The sequence below is a fragment of the Rhodobacteraceae bacterium D3-12 genome (assembly GCA_025916135.1).
Lineage (GTDB): Bacteria > Pseudomonadota > Alphaproteobacteria > Rhodobacterales > Rhodobacteraceae > JAKGBX01.
On the sequence record CP104793.1, the window covers coordinates 2,038,806 to 2,064,824 of the forward strand.

Here is a 26,019-nt window from a genome sequence, read left to right on the forward strand (position 1 = left end):
CCGCACCATGAACGACACATTCGCCCGCTTTCTTGCCTCCCGCGACTGGCTCATGGCCGACGGTGCCACCGGCACGAACCTCTTCAACATGGGGCTGGAAGCCGGCGACGCGCCCGAACTCTGGAACGTCGATCACCAAGACCGCATCACCACGCTCTACAAAAACGCGGTCGATGCCGGCTCTGACATCTTCCTCACCAATTCCTTCGGTGGCAACGCCTCGCGCCTCAAACTCCACAACGCCGAAAGCCGCGTGCGCGAACTCAACCGCGCCGCCGCCGAAATCGGCCGCAACGTCGCCGACAAAGCCGGGCGCACCGTCATTGTTGCCGGCTCCGTTGGCCCCACCGGCGACATCATGGCCCCCATGGGCAGCCTCACCCACGAAAGCGCGGTCGAGATGTTCCATGAACAGGCCGAAGGCCTGAAAGAAGGCGGCGCAGACGTGCTCTGGCTCGAAACCATTTCCGCCCCCGAAGAATACGCCGCCGCCGCCGAAGCCTTTGCGCTGGCCGATATGCCGTGGTGCGGCACGATGAGCTTTGACACAGCCGGGCGCACCATGATGGGCGTCACCTCGTCAGATATGGCCACGATGGTCGAAAAACTGCCCAACGCCCCGCTCGCCTTTGGCGCCAACTGCGGGGTCGGTGCCTCGGACCTGCTGCGCACCGTGCTCGGCTTTGTCGCCCAAGGCTCCGAGCGCCCGATCATCGCCAAGGGCAACGCCGGCATCCCGAAATACCACGACGGCCACATCCACTATGATGGCACGCCCGAGCTGATGGCCGACTACGCCGTGCTCGCCCGCGATTGCGGCGCAAAAATCATTGGCGGCTGCTGTGGCACCATGCCAGATCACCTGCGCCACATGCGCGAGGCGCTTGAAACACGCCCCACCGGCCCGCGCCCAACCCTCGATCAAATCACCGAAGCGCTGGGCGGCTTTTCCTCTGCCGTTGACGGCACAGGGGACGAGGCCGACGCGCCCAAGCGCCGCTCGCGCCGGCGTCGCGGCTGATTGCGCTAGATCGCTGTGAAAGCCCGCCGCTTCCTGCGCGTCTTCCTGTTTGTGCTGGCCGCGCTGTTCGCCGCCGCATGGGTGATGGGCTATCTCTATGTGTCCGGCATGGCCTGCGCCTACCGCCCGCCGACAAACAACAGCTGTAACACCCCCATGCCTTGGGAGCTACAGGGCCACGACTTTGAATATATGGTGCTGACCCCGCTTGCGATCCTGCTGGCGCTGCTCTTTGCCGGTTGGCTCGTCGGGCGCAAACCCCGCAGCTGAACGCCGCTCAACCCCGCTGAGCACCCCTCAAAACAACGCCAGCTGGTCCCCGGCCTGCGCTGGCGGCGCAAACAGATCGCTGCGCAACTCCGGCTGGCGCTGATCCAGCCCAAGCCGCGCTGCCGCCGCTTTGAACCGCGCCGCGATCATCTCGGCGTGAACCCCCTCGCCGCGCATCCGCCGCCCCCAACGGGCATCGTACTCCTTGCCGCCATGCATCTCGCGCAAGCGTGCCATCACCCCCGCCGCCCGGCCGGGATAATGCTCGCCCAGCCACTCCTGCCAAATCGGCGAAACCTCCCGCGGCAAGCGCAACATGATCCAGCTTGCGGCCTGCGCACCCGCGTCCCGGGCCGCGCTCAAAATCCCCTCAACCTCGTGATCGCTTAGCCCCGGCACCACCGGCGACACCATCACCCGCACCGGCACCCCCGCCTCGGCCAAGGCGCGGATCGTCGCCAACCTCCGCGCCGGGCGTGGCACCCTCGGCTCCATCCGCCGCGACAAGCCGTCATCCAATGTCGTCACCGAAATCCCCACCCGCACCAGCCCCTCGCGCGCCATCGGGGCCAGAATATCCAGATCCCGCTCGATCAACGCCCCCTTGGTGACAATCGCCACCGGATGGCGAAACGCACGCAACACCTCCAGACAGGCCCGCATCAAGCCGCGATCCCGCTCGACCGGCTGATAAGGGTCGGTATTCGTGCCAATCGCCAAGGTCGCCACCGCATAGGACCGCGCCCGCAATTCCCGCGCCAAAACCTCCGGCGCATTCACCTTGGCCACCAGCCGCGTTTCAAAATCCAACCCCGGCGACAGCCCGAGATAGGCGTGGCTGGGCCGCGCGAAACAATAGACGCAGCCATGCTCACAGCCGCGATAGGGGTTGATCGAACGGTCAAACGGCAAATCGGGCGAGCGGTTGTAGCTGATCAGGCTGCGCGCCTGCTCCTCGGCGACTTGGGTGGCAAACCCGGCCCGCTCCTCGGGAATATCCCAACCATCCCACACCTCTTCGCGGCTGTGCGTCTCAAACCGCCCGCTGGCATTGCTCACCGCGCCACGCCCTTTGCGCCGCTCGCGGGCCACCGCCGCTGTGGCGCGCTCTGTTTCGTTCTCTGTTTCGCTCTCCTGCATTGGCGCAAAATAGAACATAACACGAACACACGCAACGCGCCGCATATGAGACATGAAGATTTTTCACGCCCAACCCTCTGGATTTACCGCGATAAGTCGGCAAAAGTGCAGCCCATGTCGCAATCTGGCCAATCAAAACCGCGACAGTCTGGCATTCGTAAAATCAGGACCAGCCAATTCGGGAGCGGCCCGCCGCCCCATTGAAACGCAAGGAAACGCCCATGTCCGAGGAAGAAGAAGACATCATCCTGAGCGAACTCGACGACGAAGAGCTTGTCGCGCAAATGTTCGATGACCTCTATGACGGCCTCAAGGAAGAGATCGAAGAAGGCGTGAACATCCTTCTCGAACGCGAATGGACCCCCTACAAGGTGCTGACCGAGGCGCTTGTCGGCGGCATGAAAATCGTCGGTGACGATTTCCGCGACGGCATCCTCTTTGTGCCCGAAGTGCTGCTTGCCGCCAACGCGATGAAGGGCGGCATGGCCATCCTCAAACCGCTCTTGGCCGAAACCGGCGCGCCGCGGGTTGGCAAAATGGTGATCGGCACCGTCAAAGGCGACATTCACGACATCGGCAAAAACCTCGTCTCGATGATGATGGAAGGCGCCGGTTTCGAAGTGGTCGACCTCGGCATCAACAACGCCGTCGAAAGCTATCTCGAAGCGCTCGACAAGGAAGAGGCCGACATCCTCGGCATGTCCGCCCTGCTGACCACCACCATGCCCTATATGAAGGTGGTGATCGACACGCTGGTCGAACAAGGCAAACGCGACGATTTCATCGTTCTGGTCGGCGGCGCGCCGCTGAACGAAGAGTTCGGCAAAGCCATCGGCGCCGACGCCTATTGCCGCGACGCCGCCGTCGCGGTTGAAACCGCCAAAACGCTGGTCGGTCGCAAACACAATCAAGGCGCTAGCGCCTGAACGGATGGCGGGGGGCAACCCCCGCCCGAACCCCATGATCCCTGACGATCAAACCCTCACAGAAACCGGGCTTGCCTCTCACGGCAAAGATGCCCGTCTTTTGCTCATCGCCTGTGGCGCCCTCGCCCGCGAGATCCTCGCGCTGATCGAAATCAACGGCTGGACGCATATGGATTTGCGCTGCCTCCCGGCCAATCTGCACCTCTACCCGGAAAAAATCACCGACGCGGTCGCCGAAACCGTCGCCAAACACCGCGACGCCTATGAGCGTATCTTCATCGTCTACGCCGATTGCGGCACCGGCGGGATGCTTCAGAAAAAATGCGACGACCTCGGCGTCGAAATGATCCCCGGCCCGCATTGCTATTCCTTCTTTGAGGGCAATGACGCCTTCGCCGCCCGCGGAGACGAGGACATGCGCTCGTTTTACCTCACCGACTTCCTCGTGCGGCAATTCGATGCCTTCATCATCAAACCAATGGGCCTCGACCGCCATCCCGAACTGCGTGACATGATCTTCGGCAATTACGAAACGCTGGTCTATCAAGCCCAGACCGACGACCCCGCCCTCGTCGAAAAAGCCCGCGCCGCCGCCACCCGCCTTGGCCTCGCTTTCGAACACCGCCCCACCGGCTACGGCGATCTGGCGACCATCCTCAAAGATCAGGCAACCCGCCCAACCCCTTCATCTGACTGAAAATATCCCGGGGGCGCGGGGGCTGGCCCCCGCTTGAATCAGTGCGCGGGGGCTGGCCCCCGCTTAAACCAGCGCGTGGGGGCTGGCCCCCACTTTAACCAGCGCGTGGCGGCTGAGCCCCACCAAAACCAGCGTGCCGGAGCCTTCGCCCCAAACCACACACTCACGCCGCCGCCGCAACCTCGCGAATGCGCTCGATCATCGCCCGCACCCCGTTTGAACGCTGCGCCGACAAATGCTCATCCAGCCCCAGCCGCGCCAACTCGGCCTGCGCATCAACCGCGCCCACGGCGCCCACTGGCAGGTCGTTATAAAGGCAGCGAAGCACCGCAATCAGCCCGCGCACGATCATCGCGTCGCTGTCGCCCTCGAACGAAAACACCCCGCCCTCGATCTTGGGATGCAACCACACCTGACTGGCACAGCCATCCACCTTGGTCGCCGCAACCTTGAGAGCATCAGGCAGCGGCTCCATCGCCCGGCCCATCTCGATCACATGACCATAGCGCTCTTCCCACTCCTCAAGGAATTCAAAATCCTCGACGACATCCTCAAACGCTTGGCTTGCCATGGTGCTTTCCTTCGCATTTCAATCGGCCCTTGGGATAGTCAGCCCTGCGCCCAAGGTCCAGAGCGTCTTTTCAAAGCAAGCGATATGCGCTAACCCAATGAAAAGATCAAACCGGGGCAGATACCATGCGGAAACCTCTTTTGGCGCTACTTCTGGCGACCATGACGCTTACAGCCTGCGGCACGGTCCGCGATTCGGCGTTCAACCCGTTCAACTGGTTCGGGCGCAGCCGCGGCGAAGCCCTCCCGCAGGAAGGCTCGACAAACCCGCTGATCCCCAACAAACGTGGGGGTGTATTTGCCCGTCGCGGCCCCGAGGTCTACGCCGGCACCCCCGTCGCTGTTATCAAAGAGCTGGTCGTCGAACGCGCCGCCGGTGGTGCCATCGTGCGGGTCAAGGGCGTGGCAAACCGGCAAGGTCCGTTCGAAGTGCGCATGGTCAAGGATGACGACGCCAAGGACGGCACGCTCAGCTATACGCTGAAAGCGCTGCAAACCCCGACCCGCATCGTCGGGCCGGAAACCGGTCGTGAACTTGTCGCGGCACAATTCGTTCCTGATGCTGACCTCGCCGGTATCCGCACGATCCGCGTCAAAGGCGCGCAAAACGCCCGCTCCACGTCACGCGGCCGCTTCTGATCCGCCACAGCTGGCATTGCCCGTAAGGTGGGGTTAAACCCCACCTTACCTGCGATCACAGTTCAACAACCGTCACATGCCGCCCCTTGGCCGCCAGCGCAATCTTGCCCTCGCACAGCCTCAGCGCGTCCTCGCCAAACACCTCGCGCCGCCAGCCTTTGAGCGCGGCAACATCCCTCAGCCCCGCCGCAATCGCATCCAGATCCGCCGACGGCGCGATCAGCTTGGGTGCAACGCCCTCGCTCTCGGTCTTGGCCTTCAGCAACACGCGCAGCAAATCTGCCAGCGCGGGGTTCACCTGCAACTTGTCGCGGCTCTTGTCGATCTTGGGCAAATCTTCCGCAGGACATTCCAGCCCGGCTTTCACCGCCGCAAGAATCCCCTCGGCAATCTCGCCCTTGCGGGCCTCGCGCAGCAACAACCGCGACCGGCCCAGATCATTCATGTTCCCCGGCTTGGTCGAGGCCAGCTCAACCAGCGCGTCATCCTTGAACACCCGGTTGCGCGGCACATTGCGCCCCTGCGCATAGCCTTCGCGAAACCGCGCCAATTCGCGCACAATCCCAAGGAACCTCGCCGAGTTGGTGCGCGTTTTCACCCGCTTCCACGCCTCTGACGGCTTCACTTCATAGGTGTCGGGGTTGGTCAGTATCTCCAACTCCTCGCGCACCCATTTCTCGCGGCTGCGCTTGGCCAGTTCCGCGCTAAGGTATTCGTAAATCACCCGCAAATGCGTGACATCCGCCAGCGCATAGGTCTTTTGCGCATCCGTCAGCGGGCGGCGTGACCAATCCGTAAACCGCGAGGTTTTATCAAGCGTTTCCTTGGCGATCCGGCGCACCAAGGTCTCATATCCGACCTGCTCGCCAAAGCCACAGACCATCGCCGCCACCTGCGTGTCGAACAACGGATCAGGCAGCACCCCGGCATCGACCTGAAAAATCTCCAGATCCTGACGCGCCGCGTGAAACACTTTCACCACGCCCTTATCGCGAAACAGCTCGTACAGCGGCTCAAGCGAGAGCGCATCAGACAGCGTATCAACCAGAACCGCGTTTTCATCCCCCTCGCCCGGATAGGCCATCTGCAACAGGCAAAGCTTGGAATAATACGTTCGCTCACGCAGGAACTCGGTATCCAAAGTGACATAGGGATGTTTGGCCGCTTCCTGACAGAATTCAGCAAGCTCGTTCGTGGTCGTCAATGTGCGCATTTGGGGCTTTTCTTATCATTTTCTCAGAGCGTTCAGCTCTTATCATTTTCTCAGAGCGTTCAGCGGTCTTACGCTGAAATGCCCCCAAAGAAAAGGATACCCTCTGAACGGCTCTCACCTCAAGCCGTTTAAACCGCAGCAACAAGCGGCGCTGAACGGCCACAGCCCCGAAGGCCCAGACTGGTCGCAGCCAGCCTCTGCCACCGCATAACATCACATATTGTGAAGCGTCATTCGCCAAACATTCATTTTAATTATGCTGGGCGCATTCCTATCTAAAAGATCGAACAGCACAGAAAAGGAGCGTTCATCATGTCTGCGATTGACCTCAACCTCACCACCGCCACGGCCCTCGGTGTGGCCCGCGAACGCTCAGGCGCGGGTGCTTTGCTCACGGGTTTGGCTCTTGTTGTCGTCCTCGGCGGCGTCGCCCTGCTCGCCCCTGCGCCCGATCCGGCAGCCAATGCAGTTCTCACCGATTGGCACGGCAACTCCGCCAGCCTCACCGCCCCGCAAGGCGCGCGCTGATTGCCTAGCCAAGCTCTATCCGGCCCTGCTCTCCGCCCGCAAACCGGCGCAGCACCGCCGGGTAGAGCACATGTTCCTGCGCCAAGACCCGCGCAGCCAGCGTCTCTGGCGTGTCATCCGTCGCCACAGGCACCCGCGCCTGCCCAAGGATCGGCCCGTCATCCAACTCTGCGGTGACTTCATGCACCGTGCAGCCCGCCTCCCGCTCACCGGCCTCCAAGGCACGCGCATGGGTGTGCAAGCCGCGATACTTCGGCAAAAGCGACGGGTGAATATTCAACATCCGCCCGGTGTAGTGGTCAATGAAAAGCGGCGTCAAAATCCGCATGAACCCGGCCAGACAAACAATGTCCGCACCCCGCGCATCAATCCGCGAAATCAGTTCTGTTTCAAATGCTTCCCTGTCGCCCTTAAAGTCCCTGTGATCGACAAAACCGGTCGCCACCCCAAGCCCGCGCGCCCGCGCCAACCCGCCCGCATCGGCGCTGTTGGCCATCACAAGACAGGGCCGCGCCGGATGATCCCCGACCATGCTCTCCACCAGCGACACCATGTTCGAGCCGCCCCCGGAAATCAGGATCGCAACCCGTTTGGTCACATCAACGCCCCGGAATACCGCACGCCCTCACCGGCCACGACCCGGCCCAGATCATAGACCGCCTCGCCCTCACCCGTCAGCAACGCCTTAACGGCCTCCGCCTCAGCAGGATCAACCACCAACACCATGCCAACGCCACAGTTGAACGTCTTGAGCATTTCGGATTCGGCCATCCCCCCGGTTTCGGCCAACCAGCCAAACACCGGCGGCAAGGCCCATGCATTCAGATCAACCTCACAGCCCAATCCCTCGGGCAACACCCGTGGCAGGTTCTCACTCAGCCCGCCGCCGGTGATATGCGCAAGGCCATGAACGCCGCCCGCGCGCACCGCCTTCAAGGCCTGCTTCACATAAAGCCGCGTCGGCGCCAGCAATGCAGCGCCCAACGTGCCCTCTCCCCAAGGGCAAGCCGCGTCCCAGCCCAAACCGCTCACCTCAACCAGCTTGCGCACCAGCGAATAACCGTTCGAATGCACCCCATTGCTGCCGAGACCGATCAAAACATCGCCCTCCGCCACACCGCTGGGCAGATCCGCACCGCGCTCCATCGCGCCCACGGCAAAGCCCGCCAGATCAAAATCTCCGTCCGGGTACATCCCCGGCATCTCGGCGGTCTCGCCCCCGATCAACGCACAACCCGACAGGGCACAGCCCTCGGCAATGCCTTCGACAATCACCGCCGCCACATCCAGCTCCAAACGCCCGGTGGCGAAATAATCCAGAAAAAACAACGGCTCAGCGCCCTGACAAACAAGGTCGTTCACGCACATCGCCACAAGGTCAATGCCCACGCCGCCAACTTCGCCGGTATCAATCGCAATCCGCAACTTGGTGCCAACTCCATCGGTCGCGCCAACAAGGATCGGATCCTCATAGCCCGCCGCCTTGAGATCAAACAAAGCGCCAAACCCGCCCAGCCCGCTCATCACCCCGGGCCGCGCCGTGCGCTTGGCCGCCGGCTTGATCCGCTCAACCAGCGCATTGCCCGCATCAATATCCACCCCCGCCTCGGCATAGGTGATCCCGTTCTTCTTGTCGCTCATGGCAGCCCCCGAAACTTGCTGCGGTTGCGATAGACCAACCCCACCACAAAGTCCACGCCCCAGCCCTTCATCTGACTGGAAATATCCCGGGGGTGTGGGGGCTGGCCCCCAATCTAACCTGTGTGTGGGGGCCAGCCCCCAATTCTACCTGCGCTTGGGCGCGGCCCCCACTCCAACCTGTGCTTGGGGGCTGGCCCCCAACTTAACCTGCGCTTCACGCCCCCCCCAATCCAACCCACATCAGAAGACCAGCCCCCAAACAATCAAAAGCAACACGCACACCCCCGCTTGACGCCACGCCCTCACCTGCTAACAAAAGCGCCGGAGGGGCCTGTAGCTCAATTGGTTAGAGCAGAGCGCTCATAACGCTTTGGTTGCGGGTTCAAGTCCTGCCGGGCCTACCACGCTCCTCCCTCGCCGCGCCCCATGCCCACAGCCTGACGGCCGACATAGGCCGGCACACGTAAAGACCGGCACGCGAAGGATCACACATGCAAATCGCCCGCCTCGTTCTGATCACTCTGGCGCTTTGCCTGTTCGGCGCGGTTGGCGGCTTCCTCGCATCGCTCACGCCGCTGCCCCTGCCTTGGCTACTGGGAAGCTTGATCTTCTGCGCCGCGCTCTCGATCATCGCACCGCAAAGCGTCCCGGCGGATTACACCTTCCCGCAACGCTTCCGCGTACTCTTCATTGCGACCATCGGCCTTGTGATCGGCGCTCAGGTCACGCCCGATCTGTTCTCCGAACCCGCCAGCCTGATCTATTCGATGACGGCTGTGATCGTCTTCGTGCCTCTGGCCTTCGCCGTAAACTACTGGATTTTCAAACGCTTCGGCGGCTTTGACCACGCCACCGCCTATTACTCCGCCGCGCCCGGCGGGCTGATCGAAAGCATCACCATGGGCGAAGACGCCGGCGCCGATATGCGCCGCCTCGTAACCCAGCAATTCTTGCAGATCATCGGCGTGATCGGCCTCGTCCCGCTTGGCCTGTCGCTCTACGAAGGCCGCCCCGTCGGCAGCGCCGCAGGCATGGGCGCCGCCGCCGCGGGCGATCCCACCAACTGGGCGCTCGCCGCCTGTGCGCTGGCGCTCGGCATCACGCTGGGCAAGCTGCTGCGCCTTCCGGCGTGGCAACTTACCGGCGCGCTGCTGGTCTCGGCGTTTCTGGCGATCTGGGGGCAACCGCTCTCCATCCCCGGTTGGCTGGTCAGCCTCGCACAGGTGGTTGTCGGCACCTCGCTGGGGATGCGCTTTGCCGGGCTAAGCCGGGCCATGCTGCTGCGCGGGCTCTGGCTGTCGCTGCTCTCGGTCTCGGCCATGCTGCTGATCGGTGCGGCGCTCTCGCTCATCCTGCTGTCGCTCACCGATCAAGGCTTCGAGGTGCTGCTCATCACCTTCGCCCCCGGCGGCGTCAACGAAATGGCGCTTGTGGCGCTCTCGCTCAATGCCAATCCGGCGTTTGTCACGCTGCACCATATCTTTCGCATCACCGTCACCGTCCTTGCCCTCGGCCTGATGAAACGCTGGCTGCTGCGCGACGAAACGAAGCTTTGACAAGCCCGACCTGACGGCGCTACTGAACACCTGTTCAATTCAACGCTGGAGGAGCGCCCCAATGAAAATGTCCGATACCGCCGCCGTCATCACCGGAGGGGCCTCGGGCCTCGGCGAAGCCACCGCCCGTCAATTCATCTCTGCCGGCGCACAGGTCACCCTGCTCGACCGCGACGCCGAGCGCGGCAAAGCCCTCGCCGCCGAAATCGGCGCCACCTTCGCCGAAACCGATGTCACGGACGAGGCCAGCGTCGCCGCCGCCATGCAAACCGCGAAATCCGCCATGGGCCGCATCACCTGCGCGGTGAACTGCGCCGGGATCGGCACCGCCGAGAAAACCCTGCACAAGGGCGGCGCCCATGCGCTCGACCATTACCAGCGGATCATCAACATCAATCTGGTCGGAAGCTTCAACGTCGCCCGCCTTGCCGCTGTCGAAATCGCCCAGAACACGCCCGATGATGACGGTTCGCGCGGGGTGATCATCTCCACCGCGTCGGTCGCCGCTTTTGACGGTCAAAAAGGTCAGGTCGGCTATGCCTCCTCCAAGGGCGGCATCGTTGGCATGACCCTGCCGATGGCGCGCGATCTGGCGCGTGACGGGATTCGCGTGATGACCATCGCGCCGGGCATCTTTGCCACGCCGATGCTCATGGGCCTGCCGCAAGAGGTTCAGGACAGCCTCGCCGCCGATGTCACCTGCCCCCAGCGTTTGGGCGATCCTAATGAATATGGCCGTCTGGCACAGTTCATCGTCGAATGCGGTTATCTCAACGGCTCGGTGATCCGCCTCGACGGCGCGTTGCGGATGCAATAAATTTACGCCCTTGGTCAGCGTCAGCCCCTCCCATGGGCTGACGTTGGCCCGGCGGCCTGCGGCCTTGAGTCTGGGCTTGAGTCTGGGCTTGGGTCCGGGCTTGAGAGTGCCGCCCAAGCGCCCCGCTCCGCCAGCGGTCCAATCCTTAACGCAAATTAACGTTAACACATCCCCCGGCAGCCGGGAGTCAGCCGAATGTCAGCCGGGAGTCACCCCCCCGTTTTCAGCGGAAATTAACCACTGGCCTCTGCTTTTTCAGCAAGCGTTAACCATTCCTCTTCGGCCGCCGCGAGCGCCTCTTGCCGCTCGACCAGCGCCTCACTGGCTTTCTTGAACTTCACCGGCTCCTTGGTGAACAGCTCCGGCTGCCCAAGAAATTCCTCCAGCTTCGCGATCTCCGCCTCCAGCCGTTCCAACACCCCCGGAAGCTCTTCCAGCCGGTGTTTATCGGTAAAGGACAACCCGGATTTCGCCGCTGTCTTTGACTTTACTTTTTCCTGAGAAGCGTTTGACTTTGCTTGACTTTCCTCAGATTTCCCAGCATCAGTTTCGGCCCGCTGCGCGCGGTAATCGCTCCAGCCCCCGGCATAGGTCACGGCCCGCCCATCGCCCTCCATAGCAATGGTGATCGACGCCACACGGTCCAGAAAATCACGGTCGTGGCTGACCAACAAAACAGTCCCGTCATAGCCGTCCAGCAACTCTTGCAACAGGTCCAGCGTCTCGACATCAAGGTCATTTGTCGGCTCGTCCAGCACCAGCAAATTGCTCTCACGCGCCATCAGCCGCGCCAGCAAAAGCCGGGCCTTTTCGCCCCCCGAAAGCGACCGAACAGGCGCCCGTGCCTGCCGCTCGTCAAACAGAAATTCTTTAAGGTAACCAACAACATGGCGCGGCTCACCGCGCACCATAACCTGATCCGAGCGCCCCGAAACACGCATCCCGACATCCGCCGTCAGACTGTCCCAAAGCGTCGCATCCGGGTCCAACTGCGCCCGCGCCTGATCAAAGATCGCAGGCACCAGATTCGTGCCGTGTTTAACGCTGCCCTCATCTGGCGCAGTCTCGCCCATCAACAGCTTCAACAGAGTCGTTTTGCCAACCCCGTTCGGCCCGACAAAGGCCACCCGGTCACCCCGCATCACTGTAAGATCGAAATTATCAAGGATAAGCTTATCGCCGTAACGCTTTGAAATTCCACGCGCTTCGATGACCTTGCGCCCGGACTTCGGCCCCGCGTCCAGCGCCATGCCGGCTGTGCCCTGTCGCCTGATCTGGCTGGCCCGGTCCTTGCGCAGGTCATGCAATGCCCGCACCCGCCCCATGTTGCGCTTGCGCCGGGCCGAAATCCCTTCCACGGCCCACCGCGCCTCTTCCTTGATCTTGCGATCCAGCTTGTGCCGCGCGGTGTCTTCCTCGTCCCAGATCTTGTCGCGCCAGACCTCGAAATCGGCGAGATCCCCTTTCCTGCCGCCTGACTTTTCCCCTGTCAATCCAAAGGGTTGCCCGCGTCAGCGCCGTAAGAAACGCACGGTCGTGACTGATCAAAACATAGCCCGCACGCGTCGCTTTAAGCTCGTCTTCCAGCCATTGAACCGCTTCGATATCCAAGTGGTTGGTCGGCTCGTCAAGCAGCATCAACTCCGGCGCTTCTGCCATCAGTTTGGCCAGCGCCGCCCGCCGCCGCTCCCCGCCCGAAGCGGTCTCAACCGCGCGGCCCGGATCAAACTTAAGGCCCTCTCCCGCGCGCTCCACCCGGTAAAGCTCCCCCGGCTCAAGCCCGCTCGCCGCATAGTCTCCCAGCGTCGCAAACCCCTCCATCGTCGGGCCCTGCTCCATATAGCCAACACTCACCCCAGGTCCGGCAACACGTATGCCTTTATCTGGTTCAACAATGTCGGCCATCACTTTGAGAAGAGTGGATTTTCCTGATCCGTTGCGGCCAACCAAAGCGACCCTGTCGCCGGGTTGAACGATCAACGAAAGGTCGTCAAAAACGGGCTCTCCACCAAAGGTGAGAGAAATGCCGGTGAGTTGTAACAAAGGTGTGCGCGCCATGGTTTGTCAGCTATCCGCCGCAGCCCCAAGCGTCAAGCCGCCACAGCCCTGAGCAGCCGTTTACGCGCCGGCGGAATCGCCGCGATCTCCAGCCCGGTGAACACATGCAGCGTGCCCATCTGCCGGTCGACCACCGCATGGTCACTCACCCAGCCCCCCATCAACAGATAGGTGCGCAACAAAGGCGGCATCCGCAACATCGCCAGCTTCACATCCGGCTTGCGCCTGAGCCTGTTGGCAAAGCGAAACACCTGCGGCGCCTTGACCCGCGGCAGCCAGCGTTTCGGCGCCAGATGCCGCTCTTTCAGCATGGCAAAGGCGTCCAGATATTCGCCCTCGTCCGTGCCCGCAAAGGACGAACAGCCAAACATCATTTTGATATTGTTTTCATCGACATAGCGCGTCATTGCGCCCCACGCCATGCGCAAGATATCGGCGTCATTCAGACCGGGAAGAACGCAAAACCGACCGATTTCCAGCATCGGACCGTCGAAACTCTCAAGGCCCGACAAATCGTAATATTGCGCCGAATAGCTTTCGTTGATCTGCCCGGCCTCAAGCGGAAGAACCCGGCAGCAAGCCAGCAACCGCCGCGTCGCCCGCTCTTCGACCAAAAGATGCAGACAGGTCGCATCGAACCCATCGTGGTCCTGACCGTCGCGTCCGAAAAATGCCGCGTGCCGCAACGCCTGCGCCGCGGCGACGTCCTCCGCCTCCCGGCTCAGCCGCGCCACATAGCGCCCTTTTCTCAGACCAAGATCCATCCGGCCCCCCTTGCATATCTCAACGCTAGGCACTCCCGCCATAACACGCAAGTTATGACAAAGCGGTTACAGCCAAAGACGGAAAAAGGATCAGTTATTAAGCAAAGCCGCAGGGTTGAAATTTCCAATGTTGCCAAGGAGTTGACGCAAGAACCCTTTGCCGTCGACGCTCGAGCTGGTCACCCGGCGCGAGATCGGCACCACTTGGCCACGCTCAAGCCCGAACCGCTCGATGTTGCGCACAACGCCACCCTGATCAAAGCTGATCGCGACCACTTGGCGCTCAACCACTTCGGGTTTCTTCATGCCCAAGTGCCGCACCCGGCTGCGCACATAGTAATAATCGCCACCTTCAAGCAATCCACCCGCAGACGGCGCCCCCACCACCTCATCAACTGTCGCACGCGTGTCGACGCCGACGGTGATCTCGGCCAGGTCATCCTCACTTGGAACATAGCCGTGATTGCGATAGACCGAAGCACACGCCGCAATCGAAGCCACGGCGAGGATCGCCAATGCAAGCCTAAGCCCGGAAATCTTATCTCCGACAATATTGCCCATTTTGCTGCCCTCTTGTCATGGCGATTGGCGCCTTTTATCCCGCTTACAACAGCTTCGCCCCCTTCTTCAAGAAATGAAAGCCAATGACTGACCAATCCGCATCTCATTGTTTGCGCGTCTCGGCGCTCTCCCAGACCGCGCAGAATCCTTTCGACATCGCGCCAAACGCCGCCCGGCTTGGCGAAATCGCGACGACGCTTGACTTGCTCGCGCTGAAAAAAGTCCAGTTTTCCGGCTATATTGAGGCCGACGGTAAACGCGACTGGCGGCTCGAGGCGAAGCTTGGCGCGACCGTCGTGCAGCCCTGCGTCGTCACACTCGCCCCTGTCACCACTCGGATCGAAACCCCAGTCACACGGCGATTCTTGGCCCGTCTCCCTGAGGAGGACGTCGAGGATGAAGAGATCGAGATGCCTGATGACGAGTCGATCGAAAAGCTTCAATCCTTCATCGACCTGGAAGCGGTGTTGAGCGAGGCGCTTTCTCTGGCGCTGCCACTCTATCCGCGTGCGAGTGATGCCGCTCTGGAAACCGACCGCTTTACCGAACCTGGCAAGGCGCCAATGAGCGACGATGACGCGCGCCCCTTTGCCGGATTGAAAGCTTTGCGCGACAAACTGGAATAAGATGAGTAAGGTTTTCACCGAAAGCCGCGAAAAACCGCTTGCGTGCCGGACAAATATAGCTATTTTCCCGGCTTCTTGAGGATTTAGGGTTGAACAGGCGGTCTCATTCCGAATATGAGCCTGCAACACCCATGAACGGGGCGGTCACCGCCTCAGACGAAACAGGGCACTGCCCGGAATTTAGATTGAGGTTGTGACATGGCCGTCCAGCAGAACAAAGTATCGAAATCGCGCCGCAACAACCGCCGTGCACATGACGCGCTGGTTGCGGCAAACCCGAATGAATGCTCCAACTGCGGCGAACTTCGCCGCCCGCATCACGTCTGCCCTTCCTGTGGCCATTATGACGATCGCGAGATCGTTGCCATGGTAGACGAGATCGACCTGGACGAAGACGCGGCTTAAGTCCGCGCCCTGGGGGCCGCCCGCCGAATGACACTTGCTGAGACCAGCGCAGTCAACGAAACGGGCGACAGCTCCGGACCAATTCTTATATCTGTCGACGCTATGGGCGGCGACAAGGGACCGGCGACTGTTGTCGCCGGTATTTCTCGTTCGGCCAAGGACAACCCGCGTTTGCGCTTTGTCCTGCATGGCCCCAAAGCCACACTTGAACCGTTGGTTGCGCGCAAGAAGCACCTGATCGACCGATGTGAGATTCGTGACGCCAGCGATATTGTCAGCATGGATGACAAACCATCCGAAGTGCTGCGCAATTCCAAGAAAACCTCGATGTGGTCTGCCCTTGAATCGGTGCGTTCCGGCGAAGCGCGGGCCTGCGTTTCTTGCGGCAATACCGGCGCGTTGATGATGCTGTCGGTGGTGCGCCTTCGCAAATTGCCGGGTGTCTATCGCCCCGCCATTGCGGTGCTCTGGCCATCGCGTAACCCGCAAGGGTTCAACATGATGCTCGACGCGGGCGCTGATGTAAAAGCGGATGAGCGCGACCTGCTGCAATATGCGCTGATGGGGGCCTCCTACGCCCGCAACGGGCTTGGCCTGAAAAATCCGCGCGTCGGGCTTTTGAACGTCGGGACCGAAGAATTCAAAGGCCGCCCCGAGATGCAGGCCGCCAACTCTCTCATAGCCGAGAACGCCGAAACCGGCGCGTTCGACTATGTTGGTTTTGTCGAAGGCTCCGACCTGCCCGGCAATAAATGTGACGTGATCGTCACGGATGGCTTCACCGGCAATGTCGCGCTTAAAACCGGCGAAGGCATTGCCTCGCTGATCGGCGATCTCCTGCGTGATGCGTTCCGTTATTCACCGCTATCGCGCCTTGCTTCGGTTTTGGCCTATACCTCTCTTCAGCGCCTGAAAAAGCGAATCGATCCGCGGCGCGTGAACGGAGGGGTCTTTCTTGGCTTGAACGGGACCGTGGTCAAATCTCACGGGTCGGCTGACGAAACCGGCGTTGCAGCGGCCGTTGAGCTGGCCTCGCAACTCGCTGAAAGCAACTTCTCGGCGAAACTGGCGGCGCGGATTGCAGCAGCAACAATGCTCGCGGGCTCCGACAGCGAAGACGAAAAAGGACACAACGATAAATGACGATCAGAGCAGTCGTGCAAGGCGTTGGCCATTACCTTCCCGAACGGGTCGTGCCCAACAGCGAGTTCGAGAAAACGCTCGATACGTCTGATGAATGGATCAGAAGCAGATCAGGCATCGAGCGGCGCCACTTTGCCGCCGAAGGTGAAACCACGTCTGACATGGGCACTGCCGCTGCTCGCGCCGCATTGGCTGATGCTGGGCTCGAACCTGACGATGTCGACGCCATTATTGTTGCCACCTCTACCCCTGACCTCACGTTCCCTTCTGTAGCGACTATGGTGCAGGAAAGGCTTGGGATGACGCGCGGCTATGGGTTTGACGTTCAGGCCGTCTGCGCCGGGTTTGTGTTTGCCCTCACCAACGCCAACGCGCTTATTGTATCGGGTCAAGCCAAGACCGTGCTGGTGATTGGTGCCGAGACGTTTTCGCGCATCATGGATTGGACCGACCGTTCAACTTGCGTGCTGTTTGGCGACGGCGCGGGCGCGTTGGTTCTTCAGGCCGAAGACGGCACGGGCGAGACCAAAGATCGCGGTGTTCTCTCCTCGGACCTCAACTCTGACGGTCGCTTTCGCGACATGCTATATGTCGATGGCGGCGTCTCTTCGACCGGTCATTCGGGCAAACTACGCATGCAAGGCAACCCGCTTTTCCGCAAAGCAGTGGACAAGCTTACCTCGACCGCCCATGCCGCGCTCTCCAAGGTCGGGCTCGACGACAACGCCGTCGACTGGATTGTGCCTCATCAGGCCAATATCCGCATCATTCAAGGCACCGCACGCAAAATGGGTGTGCCGATGGAACGTGTGGTCGTCACGGTCCAGGACCACGGAAACACGTCAGCCGCGTCGATTCCCCTCGCCATGTCCGTGGGCGTTCAGCGCGGCCAGATCAGGCGCGGCGACCTGCTTGTCGCCGAGGCAATCGGCGGAGGATTGGCCTGGGGCGCTGTGGTTTTGCGTTGGTAGCGCGAATTCGCGCTGAAAACTGCCTTAATACCCCACTTGCAAGTCATTGATATTGACTCGGAAATTCCGATGCTTCTAAGGTTGCTGAAAACACGGGGGAAGATGAAGAATGACCGATAAGACATTGACACGCATGGACCTGAGCGAGGCCGTGTTTCGCGAAGTCGGCCTGTCACGCAATGATTCCGCGCAATTGGTAGAGAGCGTTCTCCAATACATGTCCGACGCCCTAGTTGAGGGCGAGCAAGTAAAAATCTCATCCTTCGGCACTTTTTCGGTCCGTGAAAAAGCGGCCCGCGTAGGGCGCAACCCGAAAACCGGCGAAGAGGTTCCGATCAACCCGCGCCGCGTTCTAACGTTCCGCCCCTCGCACCTGATGAAAGAGCGCGTGGCAGACGGCAACAAACGCTAAGGGGGCAATACCGGGCAGATGGCTAAATCCGCAGACGCCTTCCGTACGATCTCTGAAGTTGCCGATTGGCTCGGCTCCCCGGCCCATGTTCTACGATTTTGGGAAAGCAAATTCACCCAAGTCAAACCAGTCAAGCGCGCAGGCGGACGGCGTTATTACCGCCCGGCGGATATGCTGCTTCTGGGCGGGATCAAAAAACTTCTACATGACGATGGGATGACCATCAAAGGCGTGCAGAAAGTTTTGCGCGAACAAGGCGTTAAACACGTTTCAGGTCTGTCCCATCCGATTGATGAGGATTTTGACGAAGCCCCGTTCGAGGCGGACGCAATACCAGAGCCCACTTTGCAGGAAACCGCTGGAGACAGCGCACAAGTCTTGCAATTTCAGCGTGAAGAAAGCGCCCCCGACACTCCGGCACAGCTGGAAACAGAGCCGGAACCTCAGGCAGAACCTGACCCAGAGAACACGATATCAGCAAACGAATCCGCTCCCGTCGATGGCGCACCCGCAGCTGATACTCGCGTGTTCGAAGACTTTACTGCCGACGAAGATGCCATGCCGCTCGTTGCGGATTCCAAAGCGGAACCTGAGCCTGAAGATGAACCTGAAGCAGAAGCAGAAGCAGAAGAACCCGCTACGAAGCAACAAGCAATCGGTGCGGATGAGACATCCAACCCGGAACCAACGCCTGCACCAGTGCCAGAGCCTGAATTCCGCTCCACGCCCTCCGAGCAGCAATCAGACACCGAACCAACAATTACACCCGATGCAGCCACCCTGCCCGCGTTTCTTCACCGTTCCACACCTGCTCCCGACGAAACAACCGATACAGTAACCGATTCTGAGCCGTCTTCGCCCGAACCAATCATTGAAGCCGACGCCGCCGCTTCAGAACCCGAACCAACGCCCGCCGAACCGCAAAAACCGCGACCTGCAATTATCGAACTGCCCGACGACCCCGCAGACGATACGATTGAGGCGGCCCCCGGCCTTCTTGCCACGCTTGCCAAACGCAAAGGGCAAACACTGCCGGTTGACGTGCTTGCCCGCGTCAGCGCCGAACGTGACAAGCTCGCAGCTTTCGTTGCGAGACAGACCGGCAAATAGCCACAACCCCGGAACCTCATATTATCCGCCCGTAAGGCTAATTTCCCCCTTGCCCCCGGGCTCAGATTCGCTATCAAGGCGAAATTGTCGGGCTATAGCGCAGGCTGGTAGCGCGTCCGTCTGGGGGACGGGAGGTCGCAGGTTCGAATCCTGCTAGCCCGACCATAAATCCTCCCCCGCGACGCGCAGTTTCACATTTCCCTTATTGCTCCAAACCGTTATCACCAACTGAATGCAATTCTTTATGGGACGCATCTCATGACCGGTGTTCTGGCCAGCCAACAGATTGAAGCGATGATCGAAACAGGCGCTTTGTCTGCGTCTCCGAAGATCCTTCCCGAACAGGTTCAACCCGCCAGTCTTGATCTGCGCCTTGGCACCCGCGCCTGGCGCGTACGCGCGTCTTTTCTCGCTGGACAGAACCGAACCGTGGCCGACCGGCTTGAAGAGTTCGAGATGCACCAGATTGATCTCTCCAATGGCGCCGTTCTGGAAAAGGGCTGTGTTTACGTCGTGCCTCTGATGGAGGCCCTCGCCTTGCCTGAGGGCACCCATGCCGTTGCCAATGCTAAAAGCTCCACAGGCCGGCTTGATTTGTTGACCCGCACGATCACCGATGGCGGAGAGGAGTTCGATCGTATCGCGCCCGGCTACTCTGGTCCGCTTTACGCCGAAATTTGCCCGCGTAGTTTTTCCGTGCTTGTCCGCCCAGGTATGCGCCTCAATCAAATACGTTTCCGCGAGGGACAGGCTGTGCTGAGCGACGCCGACCTCGCAACGCTTCACGCCAAGAGTGCCCTCGTTGATACGCCGCCGCTGTTCGATGATGGCCTAGGATTTTCAGTTGATCTCAAGCCAGCGTCTGGCACGCTCGTTGGGTACCGCGCCAAGCCACATACCGGCGTCATCGACCTTGATCGTATCGGCTATTACAACCCGTCTGAGTACTGGGAAGAGCTGCACACAGACACTGGGCAGATCATTCTTGATCCCGGCGCGTTCTATATCCTTGTCAGTCGCGAAGCCGTCCACATTCCACCTGCTTACGCTGCAGAAATGGCCCCATTTTTGGCCATGGTCGGAGAATTCAGGGTACACTACGCCGGCTTCTTTGACCCCGGTTTTGGCCATGATGCCGCCGGAGGCACTGGGTCACGCGGTGTGCTTGAAGTCCGCTGTCACGAAAGCCCCTTCGTGCTCGAAGACGGGCAAGTCGTTGGGCGGCTTGTTTATGAGCGCATGGCAGAAGTCCCCGCACAGCTTTATGGCTCGGGGATCGCCTCTAATTACCAAGGACAAGGGCTCAAACTGTCAAAGCACTTCCGCACAACGTGACGCGATGCAGTTCAACGCCCGATGCGGCGCGCCATACGCATGGTTTTTTTGACACTCTTGACCTGTTGCTTGCCCGCCCGCGCTTGCTGACGCTCTTGTTGGGTCATCTCGTCATGTGATCTTCCGCGACCGGCAATTTTGCTGATCCCGGCATTCATGCCTTTGTTCACGACTTTACGCATGAACATCCTCATAAACATATTGATGATCTGATTGGCGTTCATTGCACCACTCCTTCAAATTCTGCCTCAGACTGCAAGCTAAGCAGCAATTATGCTCAGAATGAGGCGCCTCCGTTCAATCCTCAAACAACTCGCTCTGCCCTTCGGTCGCTTCTTCCTCATCTTCACCCTCGGTAAGTTGTGGAGACATTGACGGCAGTGGCCGACTTTCAAGCAAGCCAGCAGACCGCAATTCTTTCAATCCCGGCAGGTCGCGTGCGTTCTCTAGCCCAAAATTGTCTAGAAAGGCTTGTGTCACCACAAAGGTTACCGGCCGCCCCGGTGTCATCTTGCGCCGCCCGAACCGGATCCACTCCATCTCAAGAAGCTGATCCACCGTACCCCGACTGACGCTAACACCGCGAATTTCTTCGATTTCAGCCCGTGTTACGGGCTGATGGTAGGCGATAATCGCCAGTGTTTCGATCGCCGCTCGCGACAGTTTGCGGGTCTCAATCGTTTCCTTCTGCATCAAGAAGCCAAGGTCCGGCGCTGTCCTGATTGCCCAAGCATCGCCCACCTTCACAACCCTGACGCCGCGCCCCTCATAGCGTTTTCTAAGATGCACCAAAGCCTCTGCCGCGTCGGCGCCGTGGGGCATACGGTCATTCAATTCCTTTACCGTCACCGGCTCTGCGCTCGCAAACAACACGGCTTCTACCATGCGTTCCTGTTCGGCAATAGGTGGCGATTCAAAAGGCTTTCTTCCTTTTCTTCAATGCCTTCTGTCATATTCCTAATCCTTCTTCCGAAGCTGGATCGGGGCAAATGTTTCGGACTGGCGAATTTCCACCTTGCCCTCTTTTGCCAACTCCAGAGAGGCGGCAAATGTTGCGGCAGTGGCCGATCGGCGCTTCACCGGATCATTCTCCCAGCCCTCGGGAAGATAGCTGTTGATATCCGTCCACGCCCCCGCGAACCCAATCAAGCCGCGCATCCGTTCCAAAGCCTGCTCCATGGTAAACACCGCATCGCGATCCATAACAAACGGACGAAATTCGTCTCGCGTGCGAATGCGCGCATAGCCCTGCATAAGATCGAGCAAATTCGCGGTGTAGATAATCTTGCGCGTGCGCGTTACGTTCTCTGGAATACCGCGCGCGAAGAAATCTCGCCCCAACCGATCCCGCGCCATCAGTCGCGCCGCCACATCCCGCATTGCCTGAAGACGCTCAAGCTGAAAGGCCAGATGCGCCGCCAGTTCTTCCCCTGTCGGGCCTTCCTCGCTCGGGTCTGGTGGTAACAACAGGCGAGATTTCAGAAACGCCAACCACGCAGCCATGACAAGGTAGTCCGCCGCCAATTCCAGTCGCAAGGCTTTGGCGCGCTCTACAAATGCTAGGTATTGCCGGGCCAATTCCAGAACCGAAATCGTGCGAAGATCGACCTTCTGAGTGCGCGAAAGCGTTAACAGCACGTCGAGTGGACCTTCAAACCCATCCACATCTACGATCAATGCCTCGGCGGCCATTCGTTCGGCCACCGACATTGAATCTTCTTGAAACTCTGTTTCCTCAGCCATCCACGGCGCCTTTCAAAAGCGCCTCAAGTTCGGCCTCCAACGCCGAAATGTCAATGTCATCAGGGGCTTTGCGTGCCGCAATCGCCCGTTCCGCACGCGCTTGCGCCCATTCGCTCATTTGTCCAGCGGCCTCGGCGACCACTTGACGCTCGCCAAGCGTGCCGTTGCAATGCAAGACCACATCACACCCCGCTGCAATGGCTTGAGACGCAAGATCACCCAGATCGCCTTGAAGCGCTTTCATTGAGATATCGTCGGTCACAATCAGACCGTCAAACCCCAATGTATCGCGAATTTGTGCCATCATGACCGCAGAAAGCGTGGCAGGAGCTGCGTCTAACGCCTCATAAACCACGTGCGCAGTCATCCCCATCGGAAAGTCATTCAGCGCGTAAAACGGAAAGAAATCAACATCTTCAAGCTCTTTCCTTGGGCTTTTGACCCTTGGCAATTCATAGTGGCTGTCGCTTACGGCACGACCATGACCGGGGATGTGCTTCACCACCGGAAGCACCCCGCCATCAAGATGCCCCTGTGCCACCGCGCGGCCAATTCCAGCGACGGTTTTCGGGTCTTCACCATAACAACGGTTGCGCAGAAACCGGTGTGTTTCGCTTCGGGCAACATCCACCAACGGCGCGCAATTGCTGTCGATCCCGCAGGCACGCAACTCATGCGCGATAATGCGATAGCGAAGATACATCGCGCGTTCGGCTTGCTGTCCAGCCGCGGCAACATGATCGAGTGGTGACAGCCATTCACGCCAATGGGGCGCGCGCAAACGCTGCACCCTGCCCCCTTCTTGGTCGATCGTGATCGGCGCATCCCGCCCCACGGCATCGCGCATCTCGCCGGTCAAACGGCGAAGTTGTTCAGGGCTTCCGACGTTTCGGGCAAACAAGATAAAGCCAAATGGGTCCGCCTCGCGAAAGAACGCCCGCTCTGCACCGGTTAGAGTCAGCCCCTCGGCATCGAGTATCGTCGCACCCCAGCGTGTCACGTGATCCGCCTCACTTTGTTGTCAAGGGGATGCAATCGGCCTTTTCCGCGACCAACGCCGAACAAAACCGTCGTGCATCGCTCATATCGGCAAAACCCATTGCGCGAAGGCGGTAAAACACCCGACCACCGCTTTTGGCGCGTTGAACAACACGTTGTTTACCTTCAAGATAATCACCGAACTTGGCGGTCAGCTTGTCCCATTCGCCGCGTGCTGTCTCTGCACTGTCAAATGCACCTAATTGAGCCAGCTTTGTTCCAGCCGCAATGCTTGCCGGATCGACTTCGACCGCCGACCCCGCCGCCGCGACAGGAGCAGCAGCAGATGCCTTGACCACAGTCGCCTTTAACGCACGTGGGCGAAGAACCGGGCGAAGCGAGCGTTTTAGCCCACCTTTGACCACCACTTTCTTTGGCTGGTCTTTGGCTAGAGCCGTTTTTTCCGCCTGAACCGCAGGTGCGATAACCGCCGCCTTTTGAACTTTTTCGGGGCTTGGCTCTGGTGCTGCGGCCACTTCACCCAATGGGGCAGACCCAGTTGAGAGCTTATCCGCCAAAGCCTGTATTGATGCCATCTGCGGCGTGTGCGCCGTTGTCGGCGCGACCTGTTCGGCCTGCTTTGGGCGCTCTTTCAGCGCTTGCGCCACCACCTTGACCTTGCCGCTGGGCAAATCGTCCGCCGTAAGATCAACGGGTGCGGGTGCCAAAACCAAACGATCGGCGGGCTTTTCCGCGGCGCCCTCTGCCGCAACTTTGTTTACCGAAAGCCCTTGGTTCAATGCCGGGCTGCCGCCAGGGTTTTCAGGGGCCACGCGCATCGGCTCTCCGCTCGCCGCGCGCACCACCGGCACGCCTGACACATCGCGCGCAAGCGTCTTGTAGCTCCACACGCCAATACCAACAATCAACGCCAAAGACACAGCCGCACCGGCCCAATTTGTCACTGTTCCAAGGGTTTTTACTGCACTCGCACGCCCGTTCCCCGCGTCTTGCGCGTGGGTCGGGCCACCAAATGGGACATCCGCCATGTTCGCCTCGCTTCTCCCAAGGCGATACATTGCCGCCGGGGATTGTTACTGCCTGCTCCCCGACGTTGACGGCTTTGTTTACCGCATTTCTTCTGCCGGGATTACGCCCAGAATACCAAGACCTGCGGAAATAACAACGGCCACAGAGCGCGCGAGGGCGATTTTTGCCTGACTGGTCGCTGCATCCCCTTCCTGAAGGAAGCGTAGCGAGGGTTCTTCATTGCCGCGATTCCACAGCGAATGAAACTCGCTGGCCAGTTCGTAGAGGTAAAACGCCACGCGATGTGGCTCGTTCGATCGCCCGGCCGTTTCCACCAAACGCGGCCATTCAGCGATTTTCCGCGCGACGTTTAGCTCGGCCTCATGATCAAGCAGAGCAAGATCCGCCGCCGAAATCGTTGCAACATCTGTCGCGATCCCGGCCTCTTCGGCTTTCCGAAGCACCGAACATACCCGTGCGTGGGCGTATTGGACGTAGAAGACGGGATTGTCCTTGGATTGCTCCATCACCTTGTCAAAATCGAAATCCAGAGCCGCATCGTTTTTGCGCGTCAGCATGTGGAACCGCGTGACATCCGCGCCGACACGATCAACAAGGTCGCGTAGCATGATAAACGTGCCATCCCGTTTCGACATCTTGAACGGCTCGCCATCTTTCCAGAGCTTCACCAGCTGGGTCAGCTTGATATCAAGCGGCACCTTGCCATCGGACAAGGCCGAAACCGCGGCCTTCATCCGTTTAACATAGCCGCCATGGTCTGCGCCAAATACATCAATAAGAGCGTCGAAGCCTCTGGAAACCTTGTCATAATGATAAGCGATGTCCGGCGCGAAATAGGTCCACGACCCATCCGATTTCATCACCGGGCGATCCACGTCATCACCATGCTCCGTCGATTTGAACAGCGTTTGCTCGCGCGGTTCCCAATCTTCGGGCTTTTTGCCCTTGGGTGGCTCGAGCACGCCCTCATAGATCAGCCCCTTATCTTCAAGGGCTTTCAACGCCGCCTCGATCCGGCCCGTGCCGTAAAGTGACTTTTCCGAATAGAACACGTCCATCTTGACGCCCAATTCCGCCAAATCGCCGCGGATCAGTTCCATCATCGCATCGGTGGAAAACTCCCGCACCTCGGCCAGCCAATCGGACTCGTCCTTGCCGACATAAGCATCGCCCACCTTGGCTTTAAGAGTTTCCCCCGCCTCGATCAGGTAATCACCGGGGTAAGTGCCATCCTCGAACGCCACCTCCTGCCCATGCGCTTCGAGATAGCGCAGGTAAACCGACCGAGCGAGCACATCAACCTGCGCACCGCCATCGTTGATATAATACTCGCGCGTCACGTCATAACCGACGAAATCCAAGAGGCTAGCCAGCGCATCGCCGAACACGGCACCGCGCGTGTGCCCCACGTGCAAAGGCCCGGTTGGGTTCGCTGAGACATACTCGACGTTTACGCGCTTCCCCTCTCCCAGAGTTGAGCGCCCGAAGTCGGACCCGGCCTCAAGCGCCGCACGCACCACATCCTGCCACATCCCAGTCGCCAACCGCAGGTTCAAAAACCCCGGTCCCGCAACATCTGCGCTGACGATCCGCGCATCAGCAGAGAGACGCGCAGCCAAATCTTCAGCAATGTCACGCGGTTTCTTGCCGGCAGGTTTGGCCAGAACCATCGCCGCATTTGTCGCCATGTCGCCATGCGCTGCATCACGCGGCGGCTCTACAGCCACATTAGCCATGTCGAGACCTTCGGGCAAAACCCCCTCGCCCTGCATCAAGGTCAATGTGTCAATCACCAAGGCGCGAATATCGGAAAAAAGGTTCATAGCGTGCATCCCTAAGAGCGTT

The 26,019-nt window shown here is 60.1% G+C and carries 27 protein-coding genes, 2 tRNA genes and 2 pseudogenes; 17 read left to right on the forward strand and 14 right to left on the reverse strand.

Annotated elements, in window-relative coordinates; translation table 11 throughout:
• Positions 1-7: 7 nt before the first annotated feature.
• Positions 8-1,021 (forward strand): betaine--homocysteine S-methyltransferase, encoded by a 1,014-nt coding sequence (gene bmt / locus N4R57_10035; protein ID UYV39307.1) that lies wholly within the window; start codon positions 8-10, stop codon positions 1,019-1,021.
• 15 nt (positions 1,022-1,036) lie between these two features.
• The gene (locus N4R57_10040) at positions 1,037-1,291 is read left to right on the forward strand and encodes a methionine synthase (GenBank protein UYV39308.1); all 255 of its coding nucleotides are present in this window, start codon (positions 1,037-1,039) and stop codon (positions 1,289-1,291) included.
• A 27-nt stretch (positions 1,292-1,318) separates the two neighbouring features.
• Here N4R57_10040 and N4R57_10045 read toward each other — a convergent pair whose 3' ends face one another.
• A complete protein-coding gene (locus tag N4R57_10045) occupies positions 1,319-2,431 on the reverse strand; it encodes a PA0069 family radical SAM protein (protein ID UYV39552.1) in 1,113 nt (370 codons plus the stop codon).
• Between the two features lie 221 nt (positions 2,432-2,652).
• Here N4R57_10045 and N4R57_10050 point away from each other — a divergent pair, with 221 nt between their 5' ends.
• A complete protein-coding gene (locus N4R57_10050) occupies positions 2,653-3,357 on the forward strand; it encodes a B12-binding domain-containing protein (GenBank protein UYV39309.1) in 705 nt (234 codons plus the stop codon).
• 34 nt (positions 3,358-3,391) lie between these two features.
• Positions 3,392-4,054, forward strand: coding sequence for a DUF1638 domain-containing protein (locus N4R57_10055; protein ID UYV39310.1), 663 nt, complete (start codon positions 3,392-3,394; stop codon positions 4,052-4,054).
• A 163-nt stretch (positions 4,055-4,217) separates the two neighbouring features.
• Here N4R57_10055 and N4R57_10060 read toward each other — a convergent pair whose 3' ends face one another.
• On the reverse strand, positions 4,218-4,625 hold the full coding sequence (locus tag N4R57_10060; protein UYV39311.1) for a SufE family protein: 408 nt from the start codon (positions 4,623-4,625) through the stop codon (positions 4,218-4,220).
• 125 nt (positions 4,626-4,750) lie between these two features.
• Here N4R57_10060 and N4R57_10065 point away from each other — a divergent pair, with 125 nt between their 5' ends.
• Positions 4,751-5,263 (forward strand): hypothetical protein, encoded by a 513-nt coding sequence (locus tag N4R57_10065; protein UYV39312.1) that lies wholly within the window; start codon positions 4,751-4,753, stop codon positions 5,261-5,263.
• A gap of 55 nt (positions 5,264-5,318) precedes the next feature.
• Here the strand turns inward: N4R57_10065 and rnd are convergent, their stop codons facing one another.
• Positions 5,319-6,476 carry a ribonuclease D gene (gene rnd / locus N4R57_10070; protein UYV39313.1) on the reverse strand — a complete coding sequence of 386 codons (1,158 nt, stop codon included), beginning with the start codon at positions 6,474-6,476 and terminating at the stop codon, positions 5,319-5,321.
• Between the two features lie 312 nt (positions 6,477-6,788).
• On the opposite strand from rnd, the gene N4R57_10075 reads away from it, so the two are divergent.
• Positions 6,789-7,004, forward strand: coding sequence for a hypothetical protein (locus N4R57_10075; protein UYV39314.1), 216 nt, complete (start codon positions 6,789-6,791; stop codon positions 7,002-7,004).
• 4 nt (positions 7,005-7,008) lie between these two features.
• On the opposite strand, the gene purN is transcribed toward N4R57_10075, so the two are convergent.
• Together purN and purM are read right to left on the reverse strand one after the other, a co-directional pair.
• The gene (purN, locus tag N4R57_10080; protein ID UYV39315.1) at positions 7,009-7,602 is read right to left on the reverse strand and encodes a phosphoribosylglycinamide formyltransferase; all 594 of its coding nucleotides are present in this window, start codon (positions 7,600-7,602) and stop codon (positions 7,009-7,011) included.
• On the reverse strand, positions 7,599-8,645 hold the full coding sequence (purM, locus tag N4R57_10085; protein UYV39316.1) for a phosphoribosylformylglycinamidine cyclo-ligase: 1,047 nt from the start codon (positions 8,643-8,645) through the stop codon (positions 7,599-7,601). The genes purN and purM overlap by 4 nt, the downstream gene beginning before the upstream one ends.
• A gap of 327 nt (positions 8,646-8,972) precedes the next feature.
• Here purM and N4R57_10090 point away from each other — a divergent pair.
• The 3 genes from N4R57_10090 to N4R57_10100 all read left to right on the forward strand — a co-directional run bounded on the left by N4R57_10090 (position 8,973) and on the right by N4R57_10100 (position 11,018).
• Positions 8,973-9,049: transfer RNA gene (locus tag N4R57_10090), tRNA-Ile, on the forward strand.
• 87 nt (positions 9,050-9,136) lie between these two features.
• A complete protein-coding gene (locus N4R57_10095) occupies positions 9,137-10,201 on the forward strand; it encodes an AbrB family transcriptional regulator (protein UYV39317.1) in 1,065 nt (354 codons plus the stop codon).
• Between the two features lie 61 nt (positions 10,202-10,262).
• Positions 10,263-11,018 carry an SDR family NAD(P)-dependent oxidoreductase gene (locus tag N4R57_10100; GenBank protein ID UYV39318.1) on the forward strand — a complete coding sequence of 252 codons (756 nt, stop codon included), beginning with the start codon at positions 10,263-10,265 and terminating at the stop codon, positions 11,016-11,018.
• Between the two features lie 233 nt (positions 11,019-11,251).
• On the opposite strand, the pseudogene N4R57_10105 reads toward N4R57_10100, so the two are convergent.
• The 3 genes and pseudogenes from N4R57_10105 to bamE form a co-directional block, all read right to left on the reverse strand.
• Positions 11,252-13,076, reverse strand: a pseudogene (locus N4R57_10105) (ATP-binding cassette domain-containing protein).
• A 32-nt stretch (positions 13,077-13,108) separates the two neighbouring features.
• Positions 13,109-13,840, reverse strand: coding sequence for a GNAT family N-acetyltransferase (locus N4R57_10110; protein UYV39319.1), 732 nt, complete (start codon positions 13,838-13,840; stop codon positions 13,109-13,111).
• Between the two features lie 90 nt (positions 13,841-13,930).
• Positions 13,931-14,401: an outer membrane protein assembly factor BamE gene (gene bamE, locus N4R57_10115; protein UYV39320.1), complete on the reverse strand. Its 471-nt coding sequence runs from the start codon at positions 14,399-14,401 to the stop codon at positions 13,931-13,933.
• Between the two features lie 83 nt (positions 14,402-14,484).
• Here bamE and N4R57_10120 point away from each other — a divergent pair, with 83 nt between their 5' ends.
• From N4R57_10120 to N4R57_10155, 8 genes are all read left to right on the forward strand, one after another.
• Entirely contained in the window at positions 14,485-15,027 is a 543-nt protein-coding gene (locus N4R57_10120; GenBank protein UYV39321.1) for a DUF177 domain-containing protein, read from the forward strand.
• 198 nt (positions 15,028-15,225) lie between these two features.
• Positions 15,226-15,432: a 50S ribosomal protein L32 gene (gene rpmF, locus N4R57_10125; protein UYV39322.1), complete on the forward strand. Its 207-nt coding sequence runs from the start codon at positions 15,226-15,228 to the stop codon at positions 15,430-15,432.
• A gap of 27 nt (positions 15,433-15,459) precedes the next feature.
• Positions 15,460-16,575 (forward strand): phosphate acyltransferase PlsX, encoded by a 1,116-nt coding sequence (gene plsX / locus N4R57_10130; protein UYV39323.1) that lies wholly within the window; start codon positions 15,460-15,462, stop codon positions 16,573-16,575.
• Complete coding sequence (locus tag N4R57_10135) at positions 16,572-17,546, forward strand: ketoacyl-ACP synthase III (protein ID UYV39324.1); 975 nt, start codon at positions 16,572-16,574, stop codon at positions 17,544-17,546. The genes plsX and N4R57_10135 overlap by 4 nt, the downstream gene beginning before the upstream one ends.
• 109 nt (positions 17,547-17,655) lie before the next feature.
• Positions 17,656-17,958, forward strand: a complete 303-nt coding sequence (ihfA, locus tag N4R57_10140; GenBank protein ID UYV39325.1) for an integration host factor subunit alpha — start codon at positions 17,656-17,658, stop codon at positions 17,956-17,958.
• 18 nt (positions 17,959-17,976) lie between these two features.
• Entirely contained in the window at positions 17,977-19,068 is a 1,092-nt protein-coding gene (locus N4R57_10145) for a MerR family transcriptional regulator (protein UYV39326.1), read from the forward strand.
• 88 nt (positions 19,069-19,156) lie between these two features.
• Positions 19,157-19,233, forward strand: a tRNA-Pro gene (locus N4R57_10150).
• A gap of 93 nt (positions 19,234-19,326) precedes the next feature.
• Entirely contained in the window at positions 19,327-20,403 is a 1,077-nt protein-coding gene (locus N4R57_10155) for a 2'-deoxycytidine 5'-triphosphate deaminase (GenBank protein ID UYV39327.1), read from the forward strand.
• An 11-nt stretch (positions 20,404-20,414) separates the two neighbouring features.
• Here the strand turns inward: N4R57_10155 and N4R57_10160 are convergent, their stop codons facing one another.
• From N4R57_10160 to argS, 6 genes and pseudogenes are all read right to left on the reverse strand, one after another.
• Positions 20,415-20,627: a hypothetical protein gene (locus N4R57_10160; GenBank protein ID UYV39328.1), complete on the reverse strand. Its 213-nt coding sequence runs from the start codon at positions 20,625-20,627 to the stop codon at positions 20,415-20,417.
• Positions 20,628-20,700: 73 nt separating this feature from the next.
• Positions 20,701-21,356 (reverse strand): annotated as a pseudogene (gene scpB / locus N4R57_10165) (SMC-Scp complex subunit ScpB).
• 4 nt (positions 21,357-21,360) lie between these two features.
• Positions 21,361-22,146, reverse strand: coding sequence for a segregation/condensation protein A (locus N4R57_10170; GenBank protein UYV39329.1), 786 nt, complete (start codon positions 22,144-22,146; stop codon positions 21,361-21,363).
• Complete coding sequence (nagZ, locus tag N4R57_10175) at positions 22,139-23,146, reverse strand: beta-N-acetylhexosaminidase (GenBank protein ID UYV39330.1); 1,008 nt, start codon at positions 23,144-23,146, stop codon at positions 22,139-22,141. The genes N4R57_10170 and nagZ overlap by 8 nt, the downstream gene beginning before the upstream one ends.
• Positions 23,147-23,156: 10 nt before the next feature.
• Positions 23,157-24,173, reverse strand: coding sequence for an SPOR domain-containing protein (locus N4R57_10180; protein UYV39331.1), 1,017 nt, complete (start codon positions 24,171-24,173; stop codon positions 23,157-23,159).
• Positions 24,174-24,251: 78 nt separating this feature from the next.
• Positions 24,252-25,997: an arginine--tRNA ligase gene (argS, locus tag N4R57_10185; GenBank protein UYV39332.1), complete on the reverse strand. Its 1,746-nt coding sequence runs from the start codon at positions 25,995-25,997 to the stop codon at positions 24,252-24,254.
• Positions 25,998-26,019: the final 22 nt, after the last annotated feature.